This window comes from Mycolicibacillus trivialis, assembly GCF_002102395.1.
Lineage (GTDB): Bacteria > Actinomycetota > Actinomycetes > Mycobacteriales > Mycobacteriaceae > Mycobacterium > Mycobacterium triviale.
Genome location: NZ_LQPZ01000015.1, coordinates 67,471 through 87,562, shown reverse-complemented (window position 1 = coordinate 87,562; position 20,092 = coordinate 67,471). Strand labels below are relative to the sequence as shown.

General features: G+C 69.1%; 19 protein-coding genes. 8 read left to right on the top strand and 11 right to left on the bottom strand.

What is annotated here, in order from left to right; translation table 11 throughout:
* Positions 1–133 precede the first annotated feature (133 nt).
* Positions 134–2,248, top strand: a complete 2,115-nt coding sequence (locus AWC30_RS05950) for an elongation factor G-like protein EF-G2 (protein WP_085109276.1) — start codon at positions 134–136, stop codon at positions 2,246–2,248.
* Between the two features lie 35 nt (positions 2,249–2,283).
* Positions 2,284–2,760, top strand: coding sequence for a DUF2231 domain-containing protein (locus AWC30_RS05945; RefSeq protein ID WP_085109275.1), 477 nt, complete (start codon positions 2,284–2,286; stop codon positions 2,758–2,760).
* A gap of 8 nt (positions 2,761–2,768) precedes the next feature.
* Here the strand turns inward: AWC30_RS05945 and AWC30_RS05940 are convergent, their stop codons facing one another.
* Positions 2,769–3,164 (bottom strand): nuclear transport factor 2 family protein, encoded by a 396-nt coding sequence (locus tag AWC30_RS05940; protein WP_085109274.1) that lies wholly within the window; start codon positions 3,162–3,164, stop codon positions 2,769–2,771.
* A gap of 480 nt (positions 3,165–3,644) precedes the next feature.
* Here AWC30_RS05940 and gltB point away from each other — a divergent pair, with 480 nt between their 5' ends.
* From gltB to AWC30_RS05925, 4 genes are all read left to right on the top strand, one after another.
* Positions 3,645–8,228: a glutamate synthase large subunit gene (gene gltB, locus AWC30_RS05935; RefSeq protein ID WP_085109273.1), complete on the top strand. Its 4,584-nt coding sequence runs from the start codon at positions 3,645–3,647 to the stop codon at positions 8,226–8,228.
* Positions 8,221–9,687 (top strand): glutamate synthase subunit beta, encoded by a 1,467-nt coding sequence (locus tag AWC30_RS05930; protein ID WP_085109272.1) that lies wholly within the window; start codon positions 8,221–8,223, stop codon positions 9,685–9,687. Before gltB ends, AWC30_RS05930 begins: the two co-directional genes overlap by 8 nt.
* Positions 9,688–9,953: 266 nt before the next feature.
* Positions 9,954–10,103, top strand: coding sequence for a hypothetical protein (locus tag AWC30_RS17745; protein WP_165756443.1), 150 nt, complete (start codon positions 9,954–9,956; stop codon positions 10,101–10,103).
* Positions 10,104–10,329: 226 nt separating this feature from the next.
* The gene (locus AWC30_RS05925; RefSeq protein WP_085109271.1) at positions 10,330–10,761 is read left to right on the top strand and encodes a hypothetical protein; all 432 of its coding nucleotides are present in this window, start codon (positions 10,330–10,332) and stop codon (positions 10,759–10,761) included.
* On the opposite strand, the gene AWC30_RS05920 is transcribed toward AWC30_RS05925, so the two are convergent.
* Positions 10,739–11,407, bottom strand: coding sequence for a TetR/AcrR family transcriptional regulator (locus AWC30_RS05920; protein ID WP_234807958.1), 669 nt, complete (start codon positions 11,405–11,407; stop codon positions 10,739–10,741). The genes AWC30_RS05925 and AWC30_RS05920 overlap by 23 nt on opposite strands.
* 76 nt (positions 11,408–11,483) lie before the next feature.
* Between AWC30_RS05920 and AWC30_RS05915 the strand changes: the two genes are divergently transcribed.
* The gene (locus AWC30_RS05915) at positions 11,484–12,953 is read left to right on the top strand and encodes a flavin-containing monooxygenase (protein ID WP_085109269.1); all 1,470 of its coding nucleotides are present in this window, start codon (positions 11,484–11,486) and stop codon (positions 12,951–12,953) included.
* A gap of 12 nt (positions 12,954–12,965) precedes the next feature.
* On the opposite strand, the gene rraA is transcribed toward AWC30_RS05915, so the two are convergent.
* From rraA to AWC30_RS17550, 9 genes are all read right to left on the bottom strand, one after another.
* Entirely contained in the window at positions 12,966–13,439 is a 474-nt protein-coding gene (gene rraA, locus AWC30_RS05910) for a ribonuclease E activity regulator RraA (RefSeq protein WP_085109268.1), read from the bottom strand.
* 4 nt (positions 13,440–13,443) lie between these two features.
* Complete coding sequence (locus tag AWC30_RS17555) at positions 13,444–13,944, bottom strand: hypothetical protein (protein ID WP_085109267.1); 501 nt, start codon at positions 13,942–13,944, stop codon at positions 13,444–13,446.
* A 98-nt stretch (positions 13,945–14,042) separates the two neighbouring features.
* Positions 14,043–14,558: a copper resistance CopC family protein gene (locus tag AWC30_RS05900; protein WP_085109266.1), complete on the bottom strand. Its 516-nt coding sequence runs from the start codon at positions 14,556–14,558 to the stop codon at positions 14,043–14,045.
* Positions 14,555–15,217, bottom strand: coding sequence for a YcnI family copper-binding membrane protein (locus AWC30_RS05895; RefSeq protein WP_085109265.1), 663 nt, complete (start codon positions 15,215–15,217; stop codon positions 14,555–14,557). Before AWC30_RS05895 ends, AWC30_RS05900 begins: the two co-directional genes overlap by 4 nt.
* A gap of 29 nt (positions 15,218–15,246) precedes the next feature.
* Entirely contained in the window at positions 15,247–15,903 is a 657-nt protein-coding gene (locus AWC30_RS05890; RefSeq protein ID WP_085109264.1) for a DUF6474 family protein, read from the bottom strand.
* Positions 15,904–15,982: 79 nt separating this feature from the next.
* Complete coding sequence (locus AWC30_RS05885) at positions 15,983–16,381, bottom strand: transcriptional regulator (RefSeq protein WP_085109263.1); 399 nt, start codon at positions 16,379–16,381, stop codon at positions 15,983–15,985.
* Positions 16,382–16,660: 279 nt separating this feature from the next.
* On the bottom strand, positions 16,661–17,395 hold the full coding sequence (locus AWC30_RS05880; protein ID WP_085109262.1) for a TMEM165/GDT1 family protein: 735 nt from the start codon (positions 17,393–17,395) through the stop codon (positions 16,661–16,663).
* Between the two features lie 366 nt (positions 17,396–17,761).
* Complete coding sequence (locus AWC30_RS05875; RefSeq protein ID WP_085109261.1) at positions 17,762–18,385, bottom strand: superoxide dismutase; 624 nt, start codon at positions 18,383–18,385, stop codon at positions 17,762–17,764.
* Positions 18,386–18,557: 172 nt separating this feature from the next.
* The gene (locus AWC30_RS17550) at positions 18,558–18,752 is read right to left on the bottom strand and encodes a hypothetical protein (protein WP_133053660.1); all 195 of its coding nucleotides are present in this window, start codon (positions 18,750–18,752) and stop codon (positions 18,558–18,560) included.
* 376 nt (positions 18,753–19,128) lie between these two features.
* On the opposite strand from AWC30_RS17550, the gene AWC30_RS05870 reads away from it, so the two are divergent.
* Positions 19,129–20,088, top strand: coding sequence for a DUF4328 domain-containing protein (locus tag AWC30_RS05870; protein ID WP_085109308.1), 960 nt, complete (start codon positions 19,129–19,131; stop codon positions 20,086–20,088).
* Positions 20,089–20,092: the final 4 nt, after the last annotated feature.

Sequence of the window (20,092 nt, the reverse complement as noted above, 5' to 3'; positions counted from 1 at the left end):
GGTCTATTCCGTGATTCGCACGGGTGATGACGCATTGTGATGTCAACACAGCAAACATTGAATGTGTTCTTGGCGGTCCGGGTCTTGTGCCGGCCCCCGGTTGGGGGAAAGCTTGGGACCCAGGAGGATCGGCATGGCGGAGAAGACGTCCCGATCGGCGGGCGCCGGCCCCGCCGTGGACAGCCCCGCCGCCATCCGCAACGTGGCGCTGATCGGCCCCTCCGGGGCGGGTAAGACGACCCTGGTCGAGGCGCTCCTGGTCGCGGCAGGCGAGTTGTCCCGCGCCGGCTCGATCGAGGACGGCACCACGGTCTGCGACTACGACGCCGCCGAGATCCGCCAACGCCGGTCGCTGGGTCTGGCCGTCGCGTCGGTCTGGCACGGGCACACCAAGATCAACCTCATCGACACCCCCGGCTACGCCGACTTCCTCGGCGAGGTGCGCGCGGGCCTGCGTGCCGCCGACGCGGCGCTGTTCACCGTCGCGGCACACGAACGCGTCGACGAACCGACCACGGCGCTGTGGCGCGAGTGCGAAGACGCCGATCTGCCGCGCGCGGTGGTGATCACCAAGCTGGACCACCCCCGCGCCGACTTCGCAGCGACGTTGTCCGGCGTCCGGGATGCATTCGGCGCCACGGTGTTACCGGTCTATCTGCCCGAAGGAAGCGGATTGCTGGGCGTGTTGACGCAGACCTTCCGCGGTGGCGACCACGGCAGCGGCCCGGCCGATCCGGCGCAGCGCGCCCGCATCGAGCACCACCGCGCGGATCTGATCGAAGCGATCATCGAAGGGTCCGAAGACGAGTCGCTCATGGAGCGCTACCTCGCCGGAGCGGAACTCGAGGAGGCGGGCCTGATCGCCGACCTGGAGCGAGCGGTGGCCCGCGCGACGCTGTTTCCGGTGTTCCCGGTGTGCGCGACCACCGGCCTGGGTGCCGCCGAGCTGCTCGACGGCATCGCCCGTGACCTGCCCTCGCCCGCCGAACACGGCCCGCCGGCGGTGTTCACCCCGCAGGGGGCGGGCCGGGCCGCGCTGCCGTGCGATCCGGCCGGACCGCTGCTGGCCGAGGTGGTCAAGACCACCTCCGACCCCTACGTCGGCCGGATCAGCCTGCTGCGGGTGTTCTCCGGAACGCTGCGACCCGAGACCCCGGTGCACGTCTGCGGTCGCGATACCGCCTTCTTCGGTGCGCCGGGGTCGCATCCCGACCATGACGAGGACGACCGCGCCGGGGCACTGGCCTTTCCGTTCGGCAAACACCAACGGGCGGCCCAGCAACTGATCGCCGGAGACCTGGGGGCTGTCGCCCGACTCGGCCACGCCGAAACCGGTGACACGGTGTCCTCCTGCGCCGACACACTGGTCCTCCAACCCTGGCTGACACCCGAACCGCTGCTGCCGGTGGCGATCGCCCCGCATACCCGCACCGACGACGACAAGCTGGCGGTGGCGTTGGGGCGGCTGGCCGCCGAGGACCCGGGCCTGCGGGTCGAACAGAACCAGCAGACGCATCAGATCGTCTTGTGGTGTGCCGGCGAGACACACGCGGGCTTGGTTCTCGAGTCGCTGGCGGAGCGCTCCGGGGTGCGGGTGGACATCGTCGAGCTGCGGGTGCCGTACCGGGAGACCTTCGCCGGTCCGGCGCGGGGGCGCGGTCGGCACGTCAAACAATCGGGCGGACACGGCCAATTCGCGATATGCGACCTCGTCGTGGAGCCGATGCCCGCCGGTGCGGGATTCGAATTCGTCGACAAGGTGGTCGGCGGTGCGGTGCCGCGGACGTTCATTCCCAGCGTGGAGAAGGGCGTGCGGGCCCAGATGGCGCACGGTGTGCGCAGCGGCCACCCGGTGGTCGACATCCGGGTCACCCTGGTCGACGGCAAGGCGCACAGCGTGGACTCCTCGGATGTGGCCTTCCAACTCGCGGGCGCCCTCGCGCTTCGCGATGCGGCGGCCAACACGGACATCGAGCTTCTCGAACCGCTCGACACCGTCGCCGTGCTGGTGCCCGACGACCTGGTCGGCGCCGTACTGACCGACCTGTCCGGGCGGCGGGCCCGGGTGCTGGGCACCGAGAAAGCGGACCAGGACCGCAGCGTGGTCCGCGCCGAAGTGCCCCAAATCGAGTTGGCCCGCTACGCGATCGATTTACGCTCATGCAGTCACGGCAGCGGGTCGTTCCACCGCGCGTTCGCCCGCTACGCCCCGGTGCCCGCGGCGGCCGTCGCCCGGGCCGACCCGTGAACCGGCCGACGCGGCCGAGGACAGAAAGGTGACCGTTGTCGACACTGCAGGGCCTGCCCGCCCATATCCTGCTGAATCATTTCGTGGTCGTGTTGATGCCGCTCACCGCGCTGCTGGCGATCCTGTGCGTGGTGTGGCCGGGCGCCCGGGAACGGCTGGTGTGGCTGGTTTTGGTGCTCGCGATCGCGACCGCCGCGCTCACCGCGCTGACGGTCAGCTCCGGGCAGTGGCTGATCGACCACGCCGACAAGCAGACCCAGATGCTCAACCACCACGCTGATCTCGGCGACACCATGCCCTATTTCGCGGCGGCGCTGCTGGTTGCCGCGATCCTGCTGGCGGTGCTGCATGTCCGCAAGAACCGCGCCGGTAACATGAAACCGGTTGTGCACCTGCTGATCATCGTCCTGGTCCTCGCCGCCTCCGGCGCTTCGCTGGTGCAGATCTATCGCACCGGTGAATCCGGGGCGCGTTCGGCGTGGGGGAGCTTCGTGTCGTCGGTGAGTGGGTGAGTGCGGCCTCAGCCCAACCCGCCCAGCCGGCGCGACGCCCGGTACTCCCGTAGCACGCAGATCCGGTCTCCGTCGAACTCCAGGAGCGCCACCTCCCGCATCAGTTTGCGTTCGCCGTCGACCAGATCGTCGACGCGGGCCTCCCACTCGGCGATCGCGGTCGCGCCGTCCAGATACAGGTTCACCAGCACTACCTCGATGTTGTCCTGCTGCTCGACGACCTTGGCCTGCCAATACCGCCGTATCCCGGACGCGTCGCGGATCGGCTCCTCGAGCACCCGCTCGTGATAGGTGGCCGTCGGCGTGAAGACGCTGACGATCAGGTCGGGATCCTGGCACTCCCCGGCACGGATATAGGTCGCGACGACCCGCCGTACGACATCTTCGGTGGGCGCGGGGGACACGTCGCCTTTCCACCCCGTGGGTGGTTGGCCGATCGTTCCGTTGCTCGATCCGAGCCGGGCCGGTAGCGGTGCGACGAAGCGATTGTGACGCAGTCCAACCTGTGTACTTCCTGGACGCTCGGCGGGGCGGCGGGGAGCAAAACCTCGATCACAGCAACTCGGTAGCTGACTAGCACGATCCTTCCATCCAGCAAACTTCCGAAGCGGGCGGAGTGGGCGATCGGGCGCGCCGAGACCGCCTGGTCAGCCGATCTCCGGCCCGGATTCGGGTTGACGGCGATCCGGGGTGGCGGCATATCGTTTCAAGTACTTGTCGGCATGGGCAGGGCACCGTTCAGCGCTGCACGGACGCACACTCCCGCCCAAGCCATCGTCACGCGAACGACAAGACCGAAGCAGCGCCGGCCCGCCGTCTTCGGGGACCGGCACCACCCTCGCCGCCCCGGGAACGACGCGCCCGTTTCCGAAGGGGCAGGTGATATGACCCCCAGCCGAGTCGGGCTCTACAATCCCGCCTTCGAGCACGACGCCTGTGGCGTCGCGATGGTCGTCGACATGCACGGCCGGGCCCGCCGCGACATCGTCGAGAAGGCCATCACCGCCCTGGTCAACCTCGACCACCGCGGCGCTGCCGGCGCCGAGCCCAACAGCGGCGACGGCGCGGGCATCATGATCGGTGTCCCCGACGCGTTCCTGCGCGCGGTCGTCGACTTCGAGTTGCCGCCGGCGGGCAGCTACGCCACCGGCATCGCGTTCCTGCCCCAGTCCGCCAAGGACGCCGCCACCGCCTGCGAGGCGGTGGAGAAGATCGTCGAAGCCGAAGGCTTGACGGTCCTCGGCTGGCGCGAGGTGCCGATCGACGACTCCTCGCTGGGGGCACTGGCCCGCGACGCCATGCCGACGTTGCGGCAGCTGTTCCTGGCCGGCGCCGACGGCATGACCCTGGAACGCCGCGCCTACGTGATCCGCAAACGCGCCGAACACGAACTGGGCAGCAAGGGCCCCGGCCAGGACGGGCCGGGACGCGAGACGGTGTACTTCCCCAGCCTGTCCGGTCGCACCCTGGTCTACAAGGGCATGCTGACCACCCCGCAGCTCAAGGCGTTCTACCTCGACCTGCAAGACGAGCGGCTGACCAGCCCGCTGGGGATCGTGCACTCACGCTTCTCCACCAACACCTTCCCGTCCTGGCCACTGGCACACCCGTTCCGGCTGGTCGCCCACAACGGCGAGATCAACACCGTCACCGGCAACGAGAACTGGATGCGGGCCCGTGAGGCGCTGATCAAGACCGACGTGTTCGGCTCACCCGCCGACGTGGAGAAACTCTTCCCGATCTGCACCCCCGGCGCATCGGACACCGCCCGCTTCGACGAAGTACTCGAGCTGCTGCACCTGGGCGGGCGCAGTCTGCCGCATGCGGTGCTGATGATGATCCCCGAGGCCTGGGAGCGCGACGAGGCGATGGACCCGGCGCGTCGCGCCTTCTACGAGTACCACGACTCGCTGATGGAACCGTGGGACGGCCCGGCCTCGATCACCTTCACCGACGGCACCCTGGTGGGAGCGGTGCTCGACCGCAACGGGTTGCGCCCCTCCCGAATCTGGGTCACCACCGACGATCTGGTCGTGATGGCCTCGGAATCCGGTGTGCTGGAGCTGGATCCCGCCACCGTGGTGCGCCGGCTGCGGCTGCAACCGGGCCGGATGTTCCTGGTCGACACCGCGGCAGGCCGCATCGTCTCCGACGACGAGATCAAGGCCGAACTGGCCGCCGAGCAGCCCTACCAGGACTGGGTGCAGCGCGGCCTCGTCCCGCTGGCCTCGCTGCCGGTCGGTGACTACCAGCGCATGCCGCACCACCGGATCGTGCTGCGCCAGCACATGTTCGGCTACACCTACGAGGAACTGAACCTTCTGGTCGCCCCGATGGCGCGCAACGGCGCCGAGCCGATCGGCTCGATGGGCACCGACACCCCCATCGCGGTGCTCTCGGCGCGCCCGCGCATGCTGTTCGACTACTTCCAGCAGATGTTCGCCCAGGTCACCAACCCGCCGCTGGACGCGATCCGCGAGGAAGTGGTCACCAGCCTGCAGGGCGCACTCGGGCCCGAAGGTGATCTGCTCAGCCCCGACGAGACGTCCTGCTACCAGATCGTGTTGCCCCAACCCATCCTGCGCAACCACGAACTGGCCAAGCTGATCAACCTCGACCCCGCGACCGAGATCAACGGCAGACAGATGGGTCTGCGCACCGAGATCATCCGCTGCCTGTACCCGGTGGCCGACGGCGGTGCCGGGTTGCGCGCCGCCCTCGACGACGTCCGGGCCCGGGTGTCGGCGGCGATCGACGCCGGCGCGCGCATCCTGGTGGTCTCCGACCGCGAATCCGACGAAACCCTCGCCCCGATCCCGTCGCTGCTGGCCGTGGCCGCGGTCCACCACCACCTGGTGCGCACCCGGTCCCGCACCCAGGTCGGCCTCGTGGTCGAGTCCGGCGACGCCCGCGAGGTCCACCACATGGCCGCGCTGCTGGGGTTCGGTGCCGCCGCCATCAACCCCTACATGGCCTTCGAATCGATCGAGGACATGCTCGACCGCGGAGTCATCGACGACCTGGACCGCGAACACGCCCTGGCCAACTACGTCAAGGCGGCCGGCAAGGGCGTGCTGAAAGTGATGTCGAAGATGGGCATCTCGACGCGCGCCTCCTACACCGGCGCGCAACTGTTCCAGCCGGTCGGCATCTCCCAGGACCTGCTCGACGAGTACTTCACCGGGCTGAGCTGTCCGATCGGAGGCATCACCCTCGACGACATCGCCGCCGACGTCGCCGCGCGCCACCACCTGGCCTTCCTGGACCGGCCCACCGAACGGGCGCACCGCGAACTCGAGGTCGGCGGCGAATACCAGTGGCGCCGCGAGGGTGAGTACCACCTGTTCAACCCCGACACCGTGTTCAAGCTGCAGCATTCCACCCGTACTGGCCAGTACTCGATCTTCAAGGAGTACACCGGCTTCGTCGACGACCAGAGCGAACAGCTCGTCACGCTGCGCGGTCTGCTGAAGTTCCAGACCGGGCTGCGCCCACCGGTGCCGCTCGAAGAGGTGGAACCGGCAAGCGAGATCGTCAAACGGTTCTCCACCGGCGCGATGAGCTACGGTTCGATCTCCGCCGAGGCGCACGAGACCCTGGCGATCGCGATGAACCGGCTCGGCGGCCGGTCCAACTCCGGCGAGGGCGGCGAGCACCCGGACCGCTTCGAGCCGGATGCCAACGGCGACTGGCGGCGCAGCAGCATCAAACAGGTCGCCTCCGGCCGGTTCGGTGTGACCAGCCACTACCTGACCAACTGCACCGACATCCAGATCAAGATGGCCCAGGGCGCCAAACCCGGTGAGGGTGGGCAACTCCCGGGTAACAAGGTGTACCCGTGGATCGCCGAGGTGCGGCATTCCACACCCGGCGTAGGGCTGATCTCCCCGCCGCCGCACCACGACATCTACTCGATCGAAGACCTCGCCCAGCTGATCTACGACCTGAAGAACGCCAACCCGGCCGCCCGGGTGCACGTCAAACTGGTCGCCGAGAACGGTGTGGGCACGGTCGCCGCGGGGGTGTCCAAGGCGCACGCCGACGTCGTGCTGATCTCCGGGCACGACGGCGGTACTGGTGCCGCGCCGATGACCTCGCTCAAGCACGCCGGCGGGCCGTGGGAGCTCGGCCTGGCCGAGACCCAGCAGACCCTGCTGCTCAACGGGTTACGCGACCGCATCGTTGTTCAGGTCGACGGCCAGCTCAAGACCGGCCGCGACGTGATGATCGCCATGCTGCTCGGCGCCGAGGAGTTCGGCTTCGCGACCGCACCGCTGGTCGTCTCCGGCTGCATCATGATGCGCGTTTGCCACCTCGACACCTGCCCGGTCGGGGTGGCCACCCAGAACCCGGTGCTGCGGCGGCGGTTCACCGGCCAACCGGAGTTCGTCGAGAACTTCTTCCTGTTCATCGCCGAAGAGGTCCGCGAACTGATGGCCCAGTTGGGGTTCCGCACCGTCAACGAGGCAGTCGGCCAAGTGGCAGCCTTGGACGCGACCCTGGCCCGGGCGCACTGGAAGGCCCACAAGCTCGACCTGTCCCCGGTGCTGCACGCCCCGGAGTCGGCGTTCATGAACCAGGACCTCTACTGCAGCTCGCAACAGGACCACGGCCTGGATAAGGCCCTGGACCAGCAGCTGATCGCGATGTGCCGCGAAGCGCTCGACAATGGCACCCCGGTGCGATTCACCACTGCCATCTCCAACGTCAACCGCACCGTCGGCACGCTGCTCGGCCACGAGGTCACCAAAGCCCATGGCGCCCAAGGCTTGCCGGACTCCACCATCGACATCACCTTCGACGGCTCGGCGGGCAACAGCTTCGGCGCGTTCCTGCCCGCAGGCATCACCCTGCGCATCCGCGGGGACGCCAACGACTACATCGGCAAGGGCCTGTCCGGCGGGCGCATCGTGGTGCGACCATCCGCCCAGGCTCCTGCGGACTACCGGGCCGAGGAGAACATCATCGGCGGCAACGTGGTGCTGTTCGGCGCCACCAGCGGTCAGGCCTTCCTGCGCGGCGTGGTGGGGGAGCGGTTCGCGGTGCGCAACTCCGGTGCGCACGCGGTGGTCGAAGGCGTCGGGGACCACGGCTGTGAGTACATGACCGGCGGCAAAGTGGTCATCCTGGGGTCTACCGGACGCAACTTCGCCGCGGGCATGTCCGGTGGCGTCGCCTACGTCTACGACCCGCAGGGTCGGCTGCCGGCGAAGCTCAACACCGAGATGGTCGAGATCGACGCCCTCGATGACGCCGACCTGGATTGGCTGCGCGACATGGTGTCCGCCCACGTCGAGGCGACCGACTCGGCCGTCGGCCGGCGGATCCTCGACGCGTGGGAGACCGAAAGCGGTCACTTCGCGAAGGTGATGCCGCGTGACTTCAAACGGGTGCTGGAGGCGATCGCCGAAGCGGAGCGTTCCGGCACCGACCCCGACGAGGCGATTATGGCGGTGGCACATGGCTGATCCCCGAGGCTTTCTCACCCACACCCGGCGTGAACTCCCGCAGCGCCGCCCGGTCGACGTCCGGTTGCGCGACTGGAACGAGATCTACGAGCCGTTTCCGGTCAAGACGCTGCGCGACCAGGCCAGCCGGTGCATGGACTGCGGGATCCCGTTCTGCCACAACGGGTGCCCGCTGGGCAACTTGATCCCGGAGTGGAACGATCTGGTGCGCACCGGACGTTGGCGCGAAGCCAGCGAGCGGCTGCACGCCACCAACAACTTTCCCGACTTCACCGGTCGGCTCTGCCCGGCGCCGTGCGAGACCTCCTGCGTGCTGGGCATCAACCAGGAGCCGGTCACGATCAAGCAGGTCGAGTTCGAGATCATTGAACGCGCCTTCGCCGAGGGCTGGGTGCAGCCGGTGGTGCCCGCCACCCGGACCGGGCGCAGCGTCGCGGTGGTCGGTTCCGGGCCGGCGGGGTTGGCCGCCGCCCAGCAGCTCACCCGCGCCGGGCACGCGGTGACCGTCTTCGAACGCGCCGATCGCATCGGCGGGTTGCTGCGCTACGGCATCCCGGAATTCAAGATGGAGAAGCGCATCATCGAACGTCGCCTCGAGCAGATGCGCGCCGAGGGCACCGAGTTCCGCGCCGGCGTCGACGTCGGAACCGACCTGACCGCCGAGGACCTGCGCAGCCGATTCGATGCGGTCGTGCTCGCCGGCGGCGCCACGCTCTGGCGCGACCTGCCGATCCGCGGCCGCGAACTCGACGGGATCCACCAGGCGATGGAATACCTGCCCTGGTCCAACCGGGTACAGCAGGGTGACGACGTGCTGGGCGCCGACGGGGAACCGCCGATCACGGCCAAGGGCAAGAAGGTCATCATCATCGGCGGCGGCGACACCGGCGCGGACTGCCTGGGCACTGCGCACCGCCAGGGTGCGGTCGCGGTGCACCAGTTCGAGATCATGCCGCGCCCGCCGGACACCCGCGACGCCTCGACACCGTGGCCGACCTATCCGTTGATGTACCGGGTCACCGGCGCACACGAGGAGGGCGGGGACCGGCTTTTCGCGGTCAATACCGAGGAGTTCACCGGCCGGGACGGCCGCGTCACGGGCCTGCGTGCCCACGAGGTGACGTCGCGCGCCGGGAAGTTCGAGAAGGTGGAAGGCACCGACTTCGAGCTGGAGGCGGACCTGGTGTTGCTCGCGATGGGCTTCCTGGGCCCCGAACGCTCCCGGCTGCTCACCGACCTGGGTGTGGAGTTCACCGAACGCGGCAACGTGGCCCGCGACCGCGATTACGCGACCTCGGTGCCGGGCGTCTTCGTGGCCGGGGACATGGGCCGCGGGCAGTCGCTGATCGTGTGGGCCATCGCCGAGGGGCGCGCCGCCGCCGCCGGCGTGGACCGGTACCTGGCGGGTGACACCGCGCTGCCCGCCCCGATCAAACCCACCGACGTCGCGCAGCGCTGAACGACCGCGAATGCGTTGCTGAAAGCTCACACAGCTATTCGGCTGGGTGCGCTGCTTCCGGGTGGCCGGCACACCATGACGCGAAGTGACCAGCATAAATAGGACGCGGTGCGCGGTTTCAAAGTAACATGCGTCACATCAGAAACATATGAACCGTTTCCCGGCGAGTCTCGAACTGTTTGCCAACGGTTCAGGGTCTAATGGCCGGGTGTGGGCCTTCCGGTAGTCGGGGACCCGGTTCAGCCAGATCGATCGCAGGAGTGATCATGGTGCATGCCAACCCGGTAGTCCGCTTTCGCCTCGCGCGCGTCACCTGGTCGCGGCTGCGACATCCGGTCAAGAGCCGGGAGTTCCCGGCCAAGCACGAACGCCTGGTCACCGCCGACGACCTGTTGCGGTTCGGCGTGGTGAGCTAGCCGCCGGGTTCGGGCGCGCGCGGTTCGGCACGCGGGAGTTCGGCGCTTCCGGCCCACCGAACGCCGCGACATTGAAGCTATGCAGGCGACACGCCGAGGGAGCCCTGCGCCGTTTCATTCTCGCCGCGGTGGGAGCGCGGGCGGGCAGGGACCAAGGGGCCGCGCGGGGGCCGCGCGCGGCGGCCAGCGCCGGCCCGCCCCCCACGCCGGTCACTAGACTCACGGTGTGTGCGCTGACCTCGGTATCGACACCCTGCTGACCCTGCTGGCCGCCGGCCTGATCTTCCTGCTCGCGCTGGTGTTGGGCGTGTGGAAATACCAGCAGATGATGGCCTCGGAGAACCGGTTGGCCCACCCCTACGTCGACATCGCCCACCGGGCGGCGCTGCTCTACTCGTTCGCCACGCTGCTGATGGCGCCGTTCGTGGAACTCAGCGCCTGGCCGACCTGGGTCAACCTGACCGCTGCGGCGGTGGTGGTGTACTTCTTCCTGACCGCCATCGGCAGCTACATCTACCACGGCGCCCGACGCGACACGACCAACCAGTTCGAACATGCCGGGTTCCTGCTGCGCGCCGGGATGGTGCTGCTGATCCTCGGCGAGGTCGGCGGGTTCGCCGTTCTGCTGGTCGGATTTATTGCGGGGCAGCTGGTTTGAGCGCCGCCGCGGGCGTCTCGCCGTAGATGCTGGTCACCCAGATGTGGGCCAACGTGTCCACCAGGTGGTCGTGGTCGACCGCCGGCTTCTCGTCGGCGAGCGTGGCGATCATCGTGCGCTCGTTCATCTGATTGAGTGCGGTGGACAGGCTCAGCGCCGGGATGGTGTCCGGAGCGGCACCACGGGCACGCTCCGCGGTGATCATCGCGGCGGTCTGGTCGATCCACTTGCCCATGTAGTCCTGCCACATGGCCCGGAACTCCGGGCTGGTGGCCAGGGCCTCGGTCCCGGCGCGTGCGACGGCGCGGTGCGAGCCGAACGCGGTGAAGAACGCCTTGAGGCCGCTGCGCCACATCCCGCGCGGGTTGCTGGGCAGGCGCTGCACCGCGCCGTCGAACTCCGAGTCGGCGCGCGCGATCATCGGCTCCAGGAGCGACAGCAGCACGGCGTCCTTGGACTTGAAATAGAAGTAGAACGTCGGCCGGGAGATGCCCGCGCCGCGGGCCAGGTCGTCGACCGAGATCTCGGACAGTGGCCGCTCACTGAGCAGGCGCTCGGCGGTGGTCAGGATCGCCGCCTCCCGATCGTCGCCGGAGGGGCGCGAGGTGCGGCGCCCGTGGGTGCGCACGTGGTTGGCGGTGGTCACCCCGCATACTTTACACGCCGTCGATGTACTCAACAGAGTGTTGACTTGATCGACATGCCGTTGATAGCCTGGCGGCATGACCGAACACTTCGACGTTGTGATCGTCGGCGCCGGCATCTCCGGCATCAGCGCCGCCTGGCACCTGCAGGAGCGTTGCCCCACCAAGAGCTACGTGGTTCTGGAGCGGCGCGAGCACCTCGGTGGCACCTGGGACCTGTTCAAGTACCCGGGCATCCGCTCGGACTCCGACATGTTCACCCTCGGTTTCCGGTTCAAGCCGTGGACCTCGGCCAAGGGCATCGCCCAGGGCTCGGCGATCTGGGACTACATCAACGAAGCCGCCGTGGAGAACGGCATCGACAAGCACATCCGCTACCGGCAGAAGGTCGTCGCCGCCGACTGGTCGGACACCGACAACCAGTGGACGGTCACCATCGACGAGGCCGGCGAGCAGAAGACCGTCACCGCCTCGTTCCTCTTCGCCTGCAGCGGCTACTACAACTACGACGAGGGCTACAGTCCGACCTTCGCCGGCGCCGAGGACTTCGAGGGCACGATCATCCACCCGCAGCACTGGCCGGAGGACCTGGACTACCAGGGCAAGAAGATCGTGGTGATCGGGTCGGGTGCGACCGCCGTGACCCTCATCCCGGCGCTGGCCAACACCGGCGCGGGGCACCTGACCATGCTGCAGCGCTCCCCGACCTACGTCGGCTCGCTGCCGGAAGTCGACCCGCTGGCCGTGCAGGTCAACAAGTTCCTGCCGCCCAAGGCCGCCCATGTGGTCAACCGGTGGAAGGCGATCGGGTTCAGCATCGCCCAATACCAGCTCTCCCGGCGGTTCCCGAAGTACATGCGCAAGACGCTGATGACGATGGCCAAGCACCGCCTGCCCAAGGGCTACGACGTGGACAAGCACTTCGGCCCGCGCTACAACCCGTGGGACGAACGGCTGTGTCTGGCCCCCGACGGCGACCTGTTCCGCACCATCAAGCAGGGCAAGGCCGACGTGGTCACCGACACCATCGACCGGTTCACCAAGACCGGGATCCGGCTGACCTCGGGTGAGGAACTGGCGGCCGACATCATCATCACCGCGACCGGACTGAACCTGCAACTGTTCGGCGGCGCGGAGATCTACCGCAACGGCGAGCCGATCGAGCTCAGCGACACCATGGCCTACAAGGGCATGATGCTCACCGGGATGCCCAACATGGCGTTCACCATCGGCTACACCAACGCCTCCTGGACGCTGAAGGCCGATCTGGTGTCGGAGTTCGTCTGCCGGGTGCTCAACTACATGGATGTGCACGGGTTCGACACCGTGGTGCCGATGCACCCGGGCAATTCGGTCGACGAGCGCCCGCTGATGGAGTTCACCCCCGGCTACGTGCTGCGGGCACTGGACTACCTGCCCAAGGCGGGTTCACGCACGCCGTGGCGCCTCAAGCAGAACTACCTGTTCGACGTGCGGTTGATCCGCTACGGCAAGGTCGACGACGAGGCGCTGCACTTCACCAAACACCGTGTGCGCCAGGCCGTGTGACAGCTGTAGCGGTCAGGTGACGACGATGCCGTCGTCGTCGCTGTAGACGGTCTGCCCGGGCACGAACGTCACACCGCCGAAGCTGACCTCGACGTCGCGTTCGCCGGCACCGGTCTTGGAGCTCTTGCGCGGGTTGGTGCCCAGCGCCTTGATCCCGATCGACATGGTGCGCAGGACCGCCGAGTCGCGGACCGCGCCGTGGATGATCAGGCCGGCCCAGCCGTTGGACCGCGCCGACTCCGCGATCAGGTCGCCGACCAGCGCGGTGTGCACCGAGGCGTCACCGTCGACGACGAGAACCCGGCCGTCGCCCGGCTCGCCGAGCACCGACTTGAGCAGCGCGTTGTCCTGAAAACACCGCACGGTGCTGATCGGGCCCGCGAAGGTGGAGACCCCGCCGAACTGACGGAACTGCACGTCGCAGCTGCGGACCTCGGGCCCGATGTCGTCGACCAGGTCGGCGGTGGGCCGGAACTCGGTCGCCACGGCGTCAGTCGTCGCCGCGCACCAGCCGGCGCACCACGAGGATGGCCAGCAGGCTCAGGATCGCGGCGACGGCCAGCGGCACCACCGGCGGCCCGGAGTCGGTGACCGGCGGTGGCGGCGGTGCGGGCACTGGGTTCTTGGCCGTGTCGACCGTCGACTTGGCCTGCGCGGCAGCCTGTTTGGCGCCGTCGGCCAGTTGGCGCGAACCGTTGGAGGCCTCGGCGGCCTTGGCCGGCGCCTTCTTGGCCGGCGCGCCCTCGGCCGGCGCCTTCTTGGCGGGGGCCTTCTTCGCCGGTGCCTTCTTGGCGGGAGCCTTCTTGCCCGGGGTCTTCTTCGCCGGTGCCTTCTTGGCCGGTGCCTTCTTGGCGGGAGCCTCCGCGGAATCCTCGGCCGACGCCGGCTCCGGCTTCTTGGCGGGGTCCGGCGGCATCGACAACCCGCCCGGAGGCGGAGTCGTGTCCGGCTTGTCCGGCTTGTCTTCGGGCCGATCCGGGGAGTCTGCCATCGGGCCGCTCCTTCGCAGTTTGTCGTCGCCTACACCAGCAGCGGTACCCATCATGCCAGCCCCGCCCGAGACGCCCGGGACGACCTACGTCTGGCGACCTACGTCTGGCGTCGCCGCATCGTCCAGGCCAGGCCGCCGGCCACGATGACCACCGCACCGACGATGAACGGCCAGGCCGGCATCTCGTCGCCCTCACCGGGACTGTGTCCGGCCACCGGCGGGCCGGGCTCACCGGGACCGGCGACCGTGAGCTCGAACTCCCACGACCCGGACACCGGGTGGCCGTCGGCGGAGGTCACCCGGTAGTTGACCGTGTAGTGGCCGACCGGACCGAGCGGACGCAGCGCGATGCTGACCACCGGGCCGTCCACCTGCGGGTCTCCGGTCGACCAGAGCCGCCCGTCGGGCCCGACCACGGTCATCTGCGCGTAGGCGCTCTGCAGCCGCTCGTTGAACGTCGCACTCACCCGCTCGGGTCCCTCGGCGAGTTGGGCGTTCTCCACCGGGTCGGTGCTCATCAGCTGCGAGTGGGCCGAGGCGGTCGCGGCGGGCAACGCCATCGCCAGGACCAGGGCCAGCCCGAACGCGGCGAGCTTCGCGGCGGCCGCCCTCATGACCGCCGCCGGGCCATGGCGACGCCGATCGCGACGGCGCCGAGCAGCAACGCCGCGCCGCCGAGGACGCGGGCGGTGCTGTCGGCGGCGTGCACCGGGTTCGACGGGTGGGTGCCCACGTCCACCGAGTGCGGGCCGGCGTGGTCGGGCGTGCCGGCGCGCAGCGACAGGGTCGGTGCGGGGTGCTCGGGCTCGGCGGTGTCGTCGGCCGCGGTTTCCTGGTCCCAGCTGACCCGGGTCCCGTCGTCGTAGACCTGGACCGTGGGGAAACTGACGGTGTCGGTGTCGGGCAGCGCCATCGAGACGCGGAACAGGCCGAACTGCTCGGTGGGGATGCCACCGCCGGATTCGGCGGTGAAGGTCACCTTGCCGACGGTGCCGGCCTGCACGTCCCGGTCGAGTTCGGCGGTCCAGCCGGGAACCGTCTCGGTGCGCACCGCGGCCACGTCGGGCAGCGTGATCACCAGCTGGGTGGTTGCGGCGCCGGTGGTCGACTCGTTGGGGACCGCGAAGGTGACGGTCGCGTACCCGCCCCGGACCGGGTTCTCGCTACTGGCGGTGACGTGCGCCGCGGCCGGGGCGATACCGACGGTCGCGCCGAGCAGGCCCGCGGCGGCCGTGGCTGCCAGGAGTCGTCGGATCGGACGGATGAGAGCCATGTGACTGGGTACTTCCTGTCTCGAAGGGGTCAGGGCAGGCCGAGCCGGGCCATCAGGTCGGCGTCGATGCCGTCGAGCTGCTCGGCGATGGCGTTGTGCGCATCCCGGCGACGCTGCGGCGGCATGGTCTCGGCCGCGGTGACCGCGGCCGACAGGTCGACCAGGCGGCCGCTGATCGCGGTGGCGAACTTCTTGGTCTCGGGGTCCTTGGGTCGGTTCTCCTGCACGTTCTGCAACGTCTTCTCCGCGCCGGCGATGCGCGCGCTCAACTCCGCGCCATGTCCGGAGAACCGGCCGACCTGCGCCAGCGGGACACCGAGCCGCTCCGCGCGACGCTCGTCGAGCAGCCCGCGCACCGCGGTCGCCGCCCGGTAGGCCACCGGAACCAGCACCGGGGCCAGTAGCCGGGCCACCGTCAGCAGCCGCCGGATCCGCACCGGGGACAGCACCCGACCTTCGCGGACCGCCTTGAGCTGGGTCTCGGCGGCCTTCTGCACCGCGCGGTCGCTGTCGCGTTGGGCTTTCAGCTGTGCCTTGAGCGCCTTGGCCTCGGCTTTTTGAGCCGACTTGAACCGCCGCGCCTCGTTCTTGGCAGCCAGCCTGGCTTCCAGCTTGGCCCGGGCCTTGATCGCGCGCGCCTCGGCGCGGCGCTGCGAGCGGCTCTTGCGCTTGGGGAACAGGCCCACGTTCGCCTCCCGGTGTCTGGTGCCCGATCCCGGCCGGGCCGGGATCGCTGAGCCAACCCTATCGGGTGGGGCGGGGCGGCTAGGGCTCCTGTTGCTCTTTGCGATGCAATTCGGCGGCTCGCTGCAGCAGATCCTGCCGTGCTTCGGCCGACAGTTCCGCGGCCAGGGTGGCGATGCGACGGATCGTGTCGTCGCGGGTGGTGGCCAGCCAGGTCAGTTCCCGGTCGATTTTCTCGTAGTACTCGTCATCGGTGAAGAACGCCGGCTTGATCCGGAAGAAGTTGGCGAGCGCCGCCATCGTCGTCGACGACGGGTTGGTGCGGTTGCCCGACCGCAACTGCGACAGGTATGGAGCCGACATCGTGATGCCTTCGGACTTCAGCGCCGCGATCACCTCGGCCGAGGTGTGGGGTCCCCGCCCCGGAGGATAGACCGTATCGAACAGGCGGTTCAGGCGAGCAGCGAACGACGTGCTCATCGGGGGGACCTCCAACCCGGGCGGAACAGAACGAAGAAACGTCGGCAAGGATTTGCTGACCATCGTAGCGACCGCGGTGCTCACAGCCAAGGGCGAACTAAGTCGCCGGCAGCGCCACCCGGCGACGCCTCGGCGCGGCTGGGCGGAAATGCCCGGTAGGGCGGGCGCCGGCACCAAATTTACGCTGTACACCAAGGAAAAACGCGGTCGACCGCGCCGGGATGGGGATCCGGCGGCCGCGCGTCGGGTCCCCGCCGGTTGTTTGCGCGTGGAACCCGGCTAGCCACCGAGATTCTTATCTGAGTGATTGGTGAGTTTGCTGTCCGTGCTGGCTGAGGGGTCGGGCGGCGGTGTGGGACCGGCCCGGGCGCGACGCGTGCGGACCAGTGCGACGGTCGCGGCGACCGCCACCGCCACCGCGACGGCGAGGACCGCGAGCACGGGCGCCCCGAGCGCCCGGTCGAACAGCATCCACAACCCGAAGATCAGGAACAGCAGGCCGGCGAGCAGGTGCAGCAGCCGTTCGGGCAACCGACGGTGCAACACCGTGCCCACCACGATCGCGACCGCGTCGGCCACCACCATGCCGACCGTCGCGCCGATCCACACGCCGGCCCAGTTGTGGTCGGCGGCGAGCGCGACGGTGGCCAGCATGGTCTTGTCACCCAGTTCGGCAAGGACGAACGAGGAGATCACCGCGAAGAGCACGAACCGCGGGGCCGGTGGGGTCGGAGCGTCCTCCGGCCCGCTCTGTCCCTCCCGCCAGGTCCACACCGCGAAGCCGAAGAACGCGACCGCGGCGGCCGCGGCGATGGGGCGGTCCGGCAGCGTGGCCCCCAGGAAGTGGCCCACCGTCACCGAGATGCCGTGCACCAGTCCCGCGGCCACCGCCACCCCGCTGAGCACCACCCACCACCGGTAGCGCAGCGCGTAGGTCATCGTGATCAGCTGCGACTTGTCGCCCAGTTCGGCCAGGAAGACCACGCCGAGGCTGACCAGGATCGCGGTGGACATCGCCCGAGCCCCTTTCGACGCGGCGCCGGGGCCGCGTGTCCGGCGCGGTTCCCGGCGATCGGTCGAAGGTCTCGCCCACCGCCGCGGAGGCGGTTCGTCGGCCGGGCTCGGCGCCAGTGTGTCGACGCGACGATTGGGGGCTACTCCCCTTCGCTATCGGTCCCAGGCTAGCGGTCTCGCCGACGGGCCGCCAACGCGCGACGAGAGTTCGGGTGGCCGTAACCTGGCGTGCGGTAACCGTCGAAAACGGTTGGCGGAGGCCGGATTCGGCCGATGCGGTGCGAAAGACCGGCAACCGGTGGCCCAAGACGACGATGCGGGCACCACCCACGGCGGCACCCGCATCGTCTGCGTTCGGCGGACGGATCAGCCGAAGATCAGCCCCTGGCCCTTCGAGGTCGCCGCGGTGAACCGGGACTGCACGTCCGCCCAGTTCACGACGTTCCAGAAGGCCTTGACGTAGTCGGCCTTGACGTTCTTGTACTGCAGGTAGAAGGCGTGCTCCCACATGTCGACCTGCAGCAGCGGGATGATGCCCAGCGGCACGTTGGCCTGCTGGTCGTAGAGCTGGAAGGTGAGCAGCTTGCCACCGAGGGTGTCGTAGCCGAGCACCGCCCAGCCCGAACCCTGAAGTCCGTTGGCGGCCGCGGTGAACTGGGCGCGGAACTTGTCGAACGACCCGAACGCGTCGTCGATCGCGGCGGCCAGATCGCCGGTCGGCTTGTCGCCACCGTTGGGGGACAGGTTCTTCCACCAGATGGTGTGGTTGACGTGGCCACCGAGGTGGAAGGCGAGGTTCTTCTCGTTGAGGAAGATCGCCGCGTGGTCGTCGTTGGCGCGGGCTTCCTCAAGCTTCTCCAGCGCCGAGTTCACGCCCTTGACGTAGGCCGCGTGGTGCTTGCTGTGATGAATCTCGTTGATCTGGCCGGAGATATGAGGTTCGAGCGCTCCGTAGTCATAGTCCAAGTCGGGCAGGGTGTATTCAGCCACCGGAGTCCTTCCTTCCGTCTACGCAAATCTTGAGTTGTTAATTCTTTGCGCGCGGTTCAACCGCGCCGCATACCCAGCCTAGTCACGACCGCACGTGCTCGGCAGGCGTGGGAAGGAGATCGGCCCACCGGTGGGCGCCCGAGTGGTCGAGGCGCGGTTGCCGCGCGGGTCCTCAGAGCAGGATCAACAAGGTGAACAGGACCAGCAGTCCGAGCGCGATCACCCCGGCGCGGAGCCCGGCCATCAGGTAGGAGCGGTTACACGTCGCCGGGTTGGCCTGCCCGTAAGCGTGCATCCCGGACGGCGCGCCCGATTGCAGCCCGTACTGCGCCGGGTGCGGACCCGGTCCCAGTGGTTGTGATGCCATTGACAGCCCTGACCTCGACATTCAACGACGCTCGACGCGTTTTCCGGTGAGATGAATCACAGCGTTCCTGTGACAGCCATCATAGCGTTCCCGGGTTTGGACAGCGAACGCGGTGCGGCAGGTGGGTGAACGCGGTGAGAACGGCTAGCGATTTCGCCGGAAACGGCGACGCGCCGATCCGGAACGACGGCCCCGAGGCGGCGTGTTGTCCACAGGCAAGAGCCGTCGACCCGCGTCGAGCGCGGCCGATGACCGCCGGATGCCCCCAACGCCCTGTGGATAAACCTGTGGAAACTGTGGATACCGGAAAGTAGCTGTCGTCGTCGGGGCGATGTGCGCGGCTGCCGCCCCCGGCAACTCCCGCTACGCTGAGCCCGTGATCCAGCGGTGTTCTCAGTGCGGCACGCGCTGGAACGTGCGTGACCGACAGCGGCAGTGGTGCCCGCGGTGCCGAGGCGCGCTGCTGGCGCCCCGGGCCGAACCGGTGGCCCCGCCGCGCGCCCCGAGTCCGCGGACCCCGTCCGGATACCGGTGGATCGCGGTGCGCCCCGGCGCACCGCCGGCTCGCCGGCCGCGCCGCGCGCCGCGCGGACCCACCCCGCGCTACGCCGTCATCCCACGGTGGGGATTGACCGACCGGGTCGCCCCGGCCTCCGAACCCGCCGCGGAACGGCGCCAGGACCCCGCCACCGTCCGGCGCGCACTGCGGATCAGCGCGGCGGTGATCGCCGCTGCCGCCGCGGTCTATCTGCTGCAGTACGTCCTGCTGATCATCAACCGCGGCACCCTGTTCCACCCGGCGGTGGCGATCACCGCGATGGTGTTGGCGGCAGTGGCCAGCGCGGCCGCCATGACGGCGATCATCGTCTGCGCGCTGATGCTCACCGGATGGCTGATCGGACGCCGGCGGGCGGCTTTCGACGCGCTCGACCGGCCGGAGACCCGCTCGGTGCGGGTCCTGCGGGCGGGTTGCCTGATACCGCTGGTCAACCTGTTCTGGGCGCCGGTCTACGTCATCGAACTGGCCGGCCTCGAACAGCGGCAACGGCGGCTGCGGACCCGGATCCTGCGATGGTGGATCAGTTGGGTCGCGGCCACCGGGATGGCGATCTTCGCCACCCTCACCCGCTGGGTCACCGACGCCCAGGGGATCGGGAACAACACCGTGGCGATGGTGGTGGCCTATGCCCTGGGCTGGGCGGCGTTGCGCGCCACGATCGACGTCTTCGACGGATTCGAGCGCACCGCGGCCGCCGGGCCCGCCCACCGCTGGGTGGTCGTCGGGGCGGATCAGCCCGAAGCGGTTGAGCCGGTGGATGACGAACCGGCAGCATAGACAG

What these genes read in the sequence shown, in the direction of transcription:
- AWC30_RS17745 (WP_165756443.1), top strand. Translation starts at nt 9,954, where the DNA reads ATGGTGCATGCCAACCCGGTAGTCCGCTTTCGCCTCGCGCGCGTCACC.
- AWC30_RS05900 (WP_085109266.1), bottom strand. Translation starts at nt 14,558, where the DNA reads ATGAGGGCGGCCGCCGCGAAGCTCGCCGCGTTCGGGCTGGCCCTGGTC.
- AWC30_RS05885 (WP_085109263.1), bottom strand. Translation starts at nt 16,381, where the DNA reads ATGAGCACGTCGTTCGCTGCTCGCCTGAACCGCCTGTTCGATACGGTC.
- AWC30_RS05950 (WP_085109276.1), top strand. Translation starts at nt 134, where the DNA reads ATGGCGGAGAAGACGTCCCGATCGGCGGGCGCCGGCCCCGCCGTGGAC.
- AWC30_RS05880 (WP_085109262.1), bottom strand. Translation starts at nt 17,395, where the DNA reads ATGTCCACCGCGATCCTGGTCAGCCTCGGCGTGGTCTTCCTGGCCGAA.
- AWC30_RS05895 (WP_085109265.1), bottom strand. Translation starts at nt 15,217, where the DNA reads ATGGCTCTCATCCGTCCGATCCGACGACTCCTGGCAGCCACGGCCGCC.
- gltB (WP_085109273.1), top strand. Translation starts at nt 3,645, where the DNA reads ATGACCCCCAGCCGAGTCGGGCTCTACAATCCCGCCTTCGAGCACGAC.
- AWC30_RS17555 (WP_085109267.1), bottom strand. Translation starts at nt 13,944, where the DNA reads ATGGCAGACTCCCCGGATCGGCCCGAAGACAAGCCGGACAAGCCGGAC.
- AWC30_RS05930 (WP_085109272.1), top strand. Translation starts at nt 8,221, where the DNA reads ATGGCTGATCCCCGAGGCTTTCTCACCCACACCCGGCGTGAACTCCCG.
- AWC30_RS05915 (WP_085109269.1), top strand. Translation starts at nt 11,484, where the DNA reads ATGACCGAACACTTCGACGTTGTGATCGTCGGCGCCGGCATCTCCGGC.
- AWC30_RS17550 (WP_133053660.1), bottom strand. Translation starts at nt 18,752, where the DNA reads ATGGCATCACAACCACTGGGACCGGGTCCGCACCCGGCGCAGTACGGG.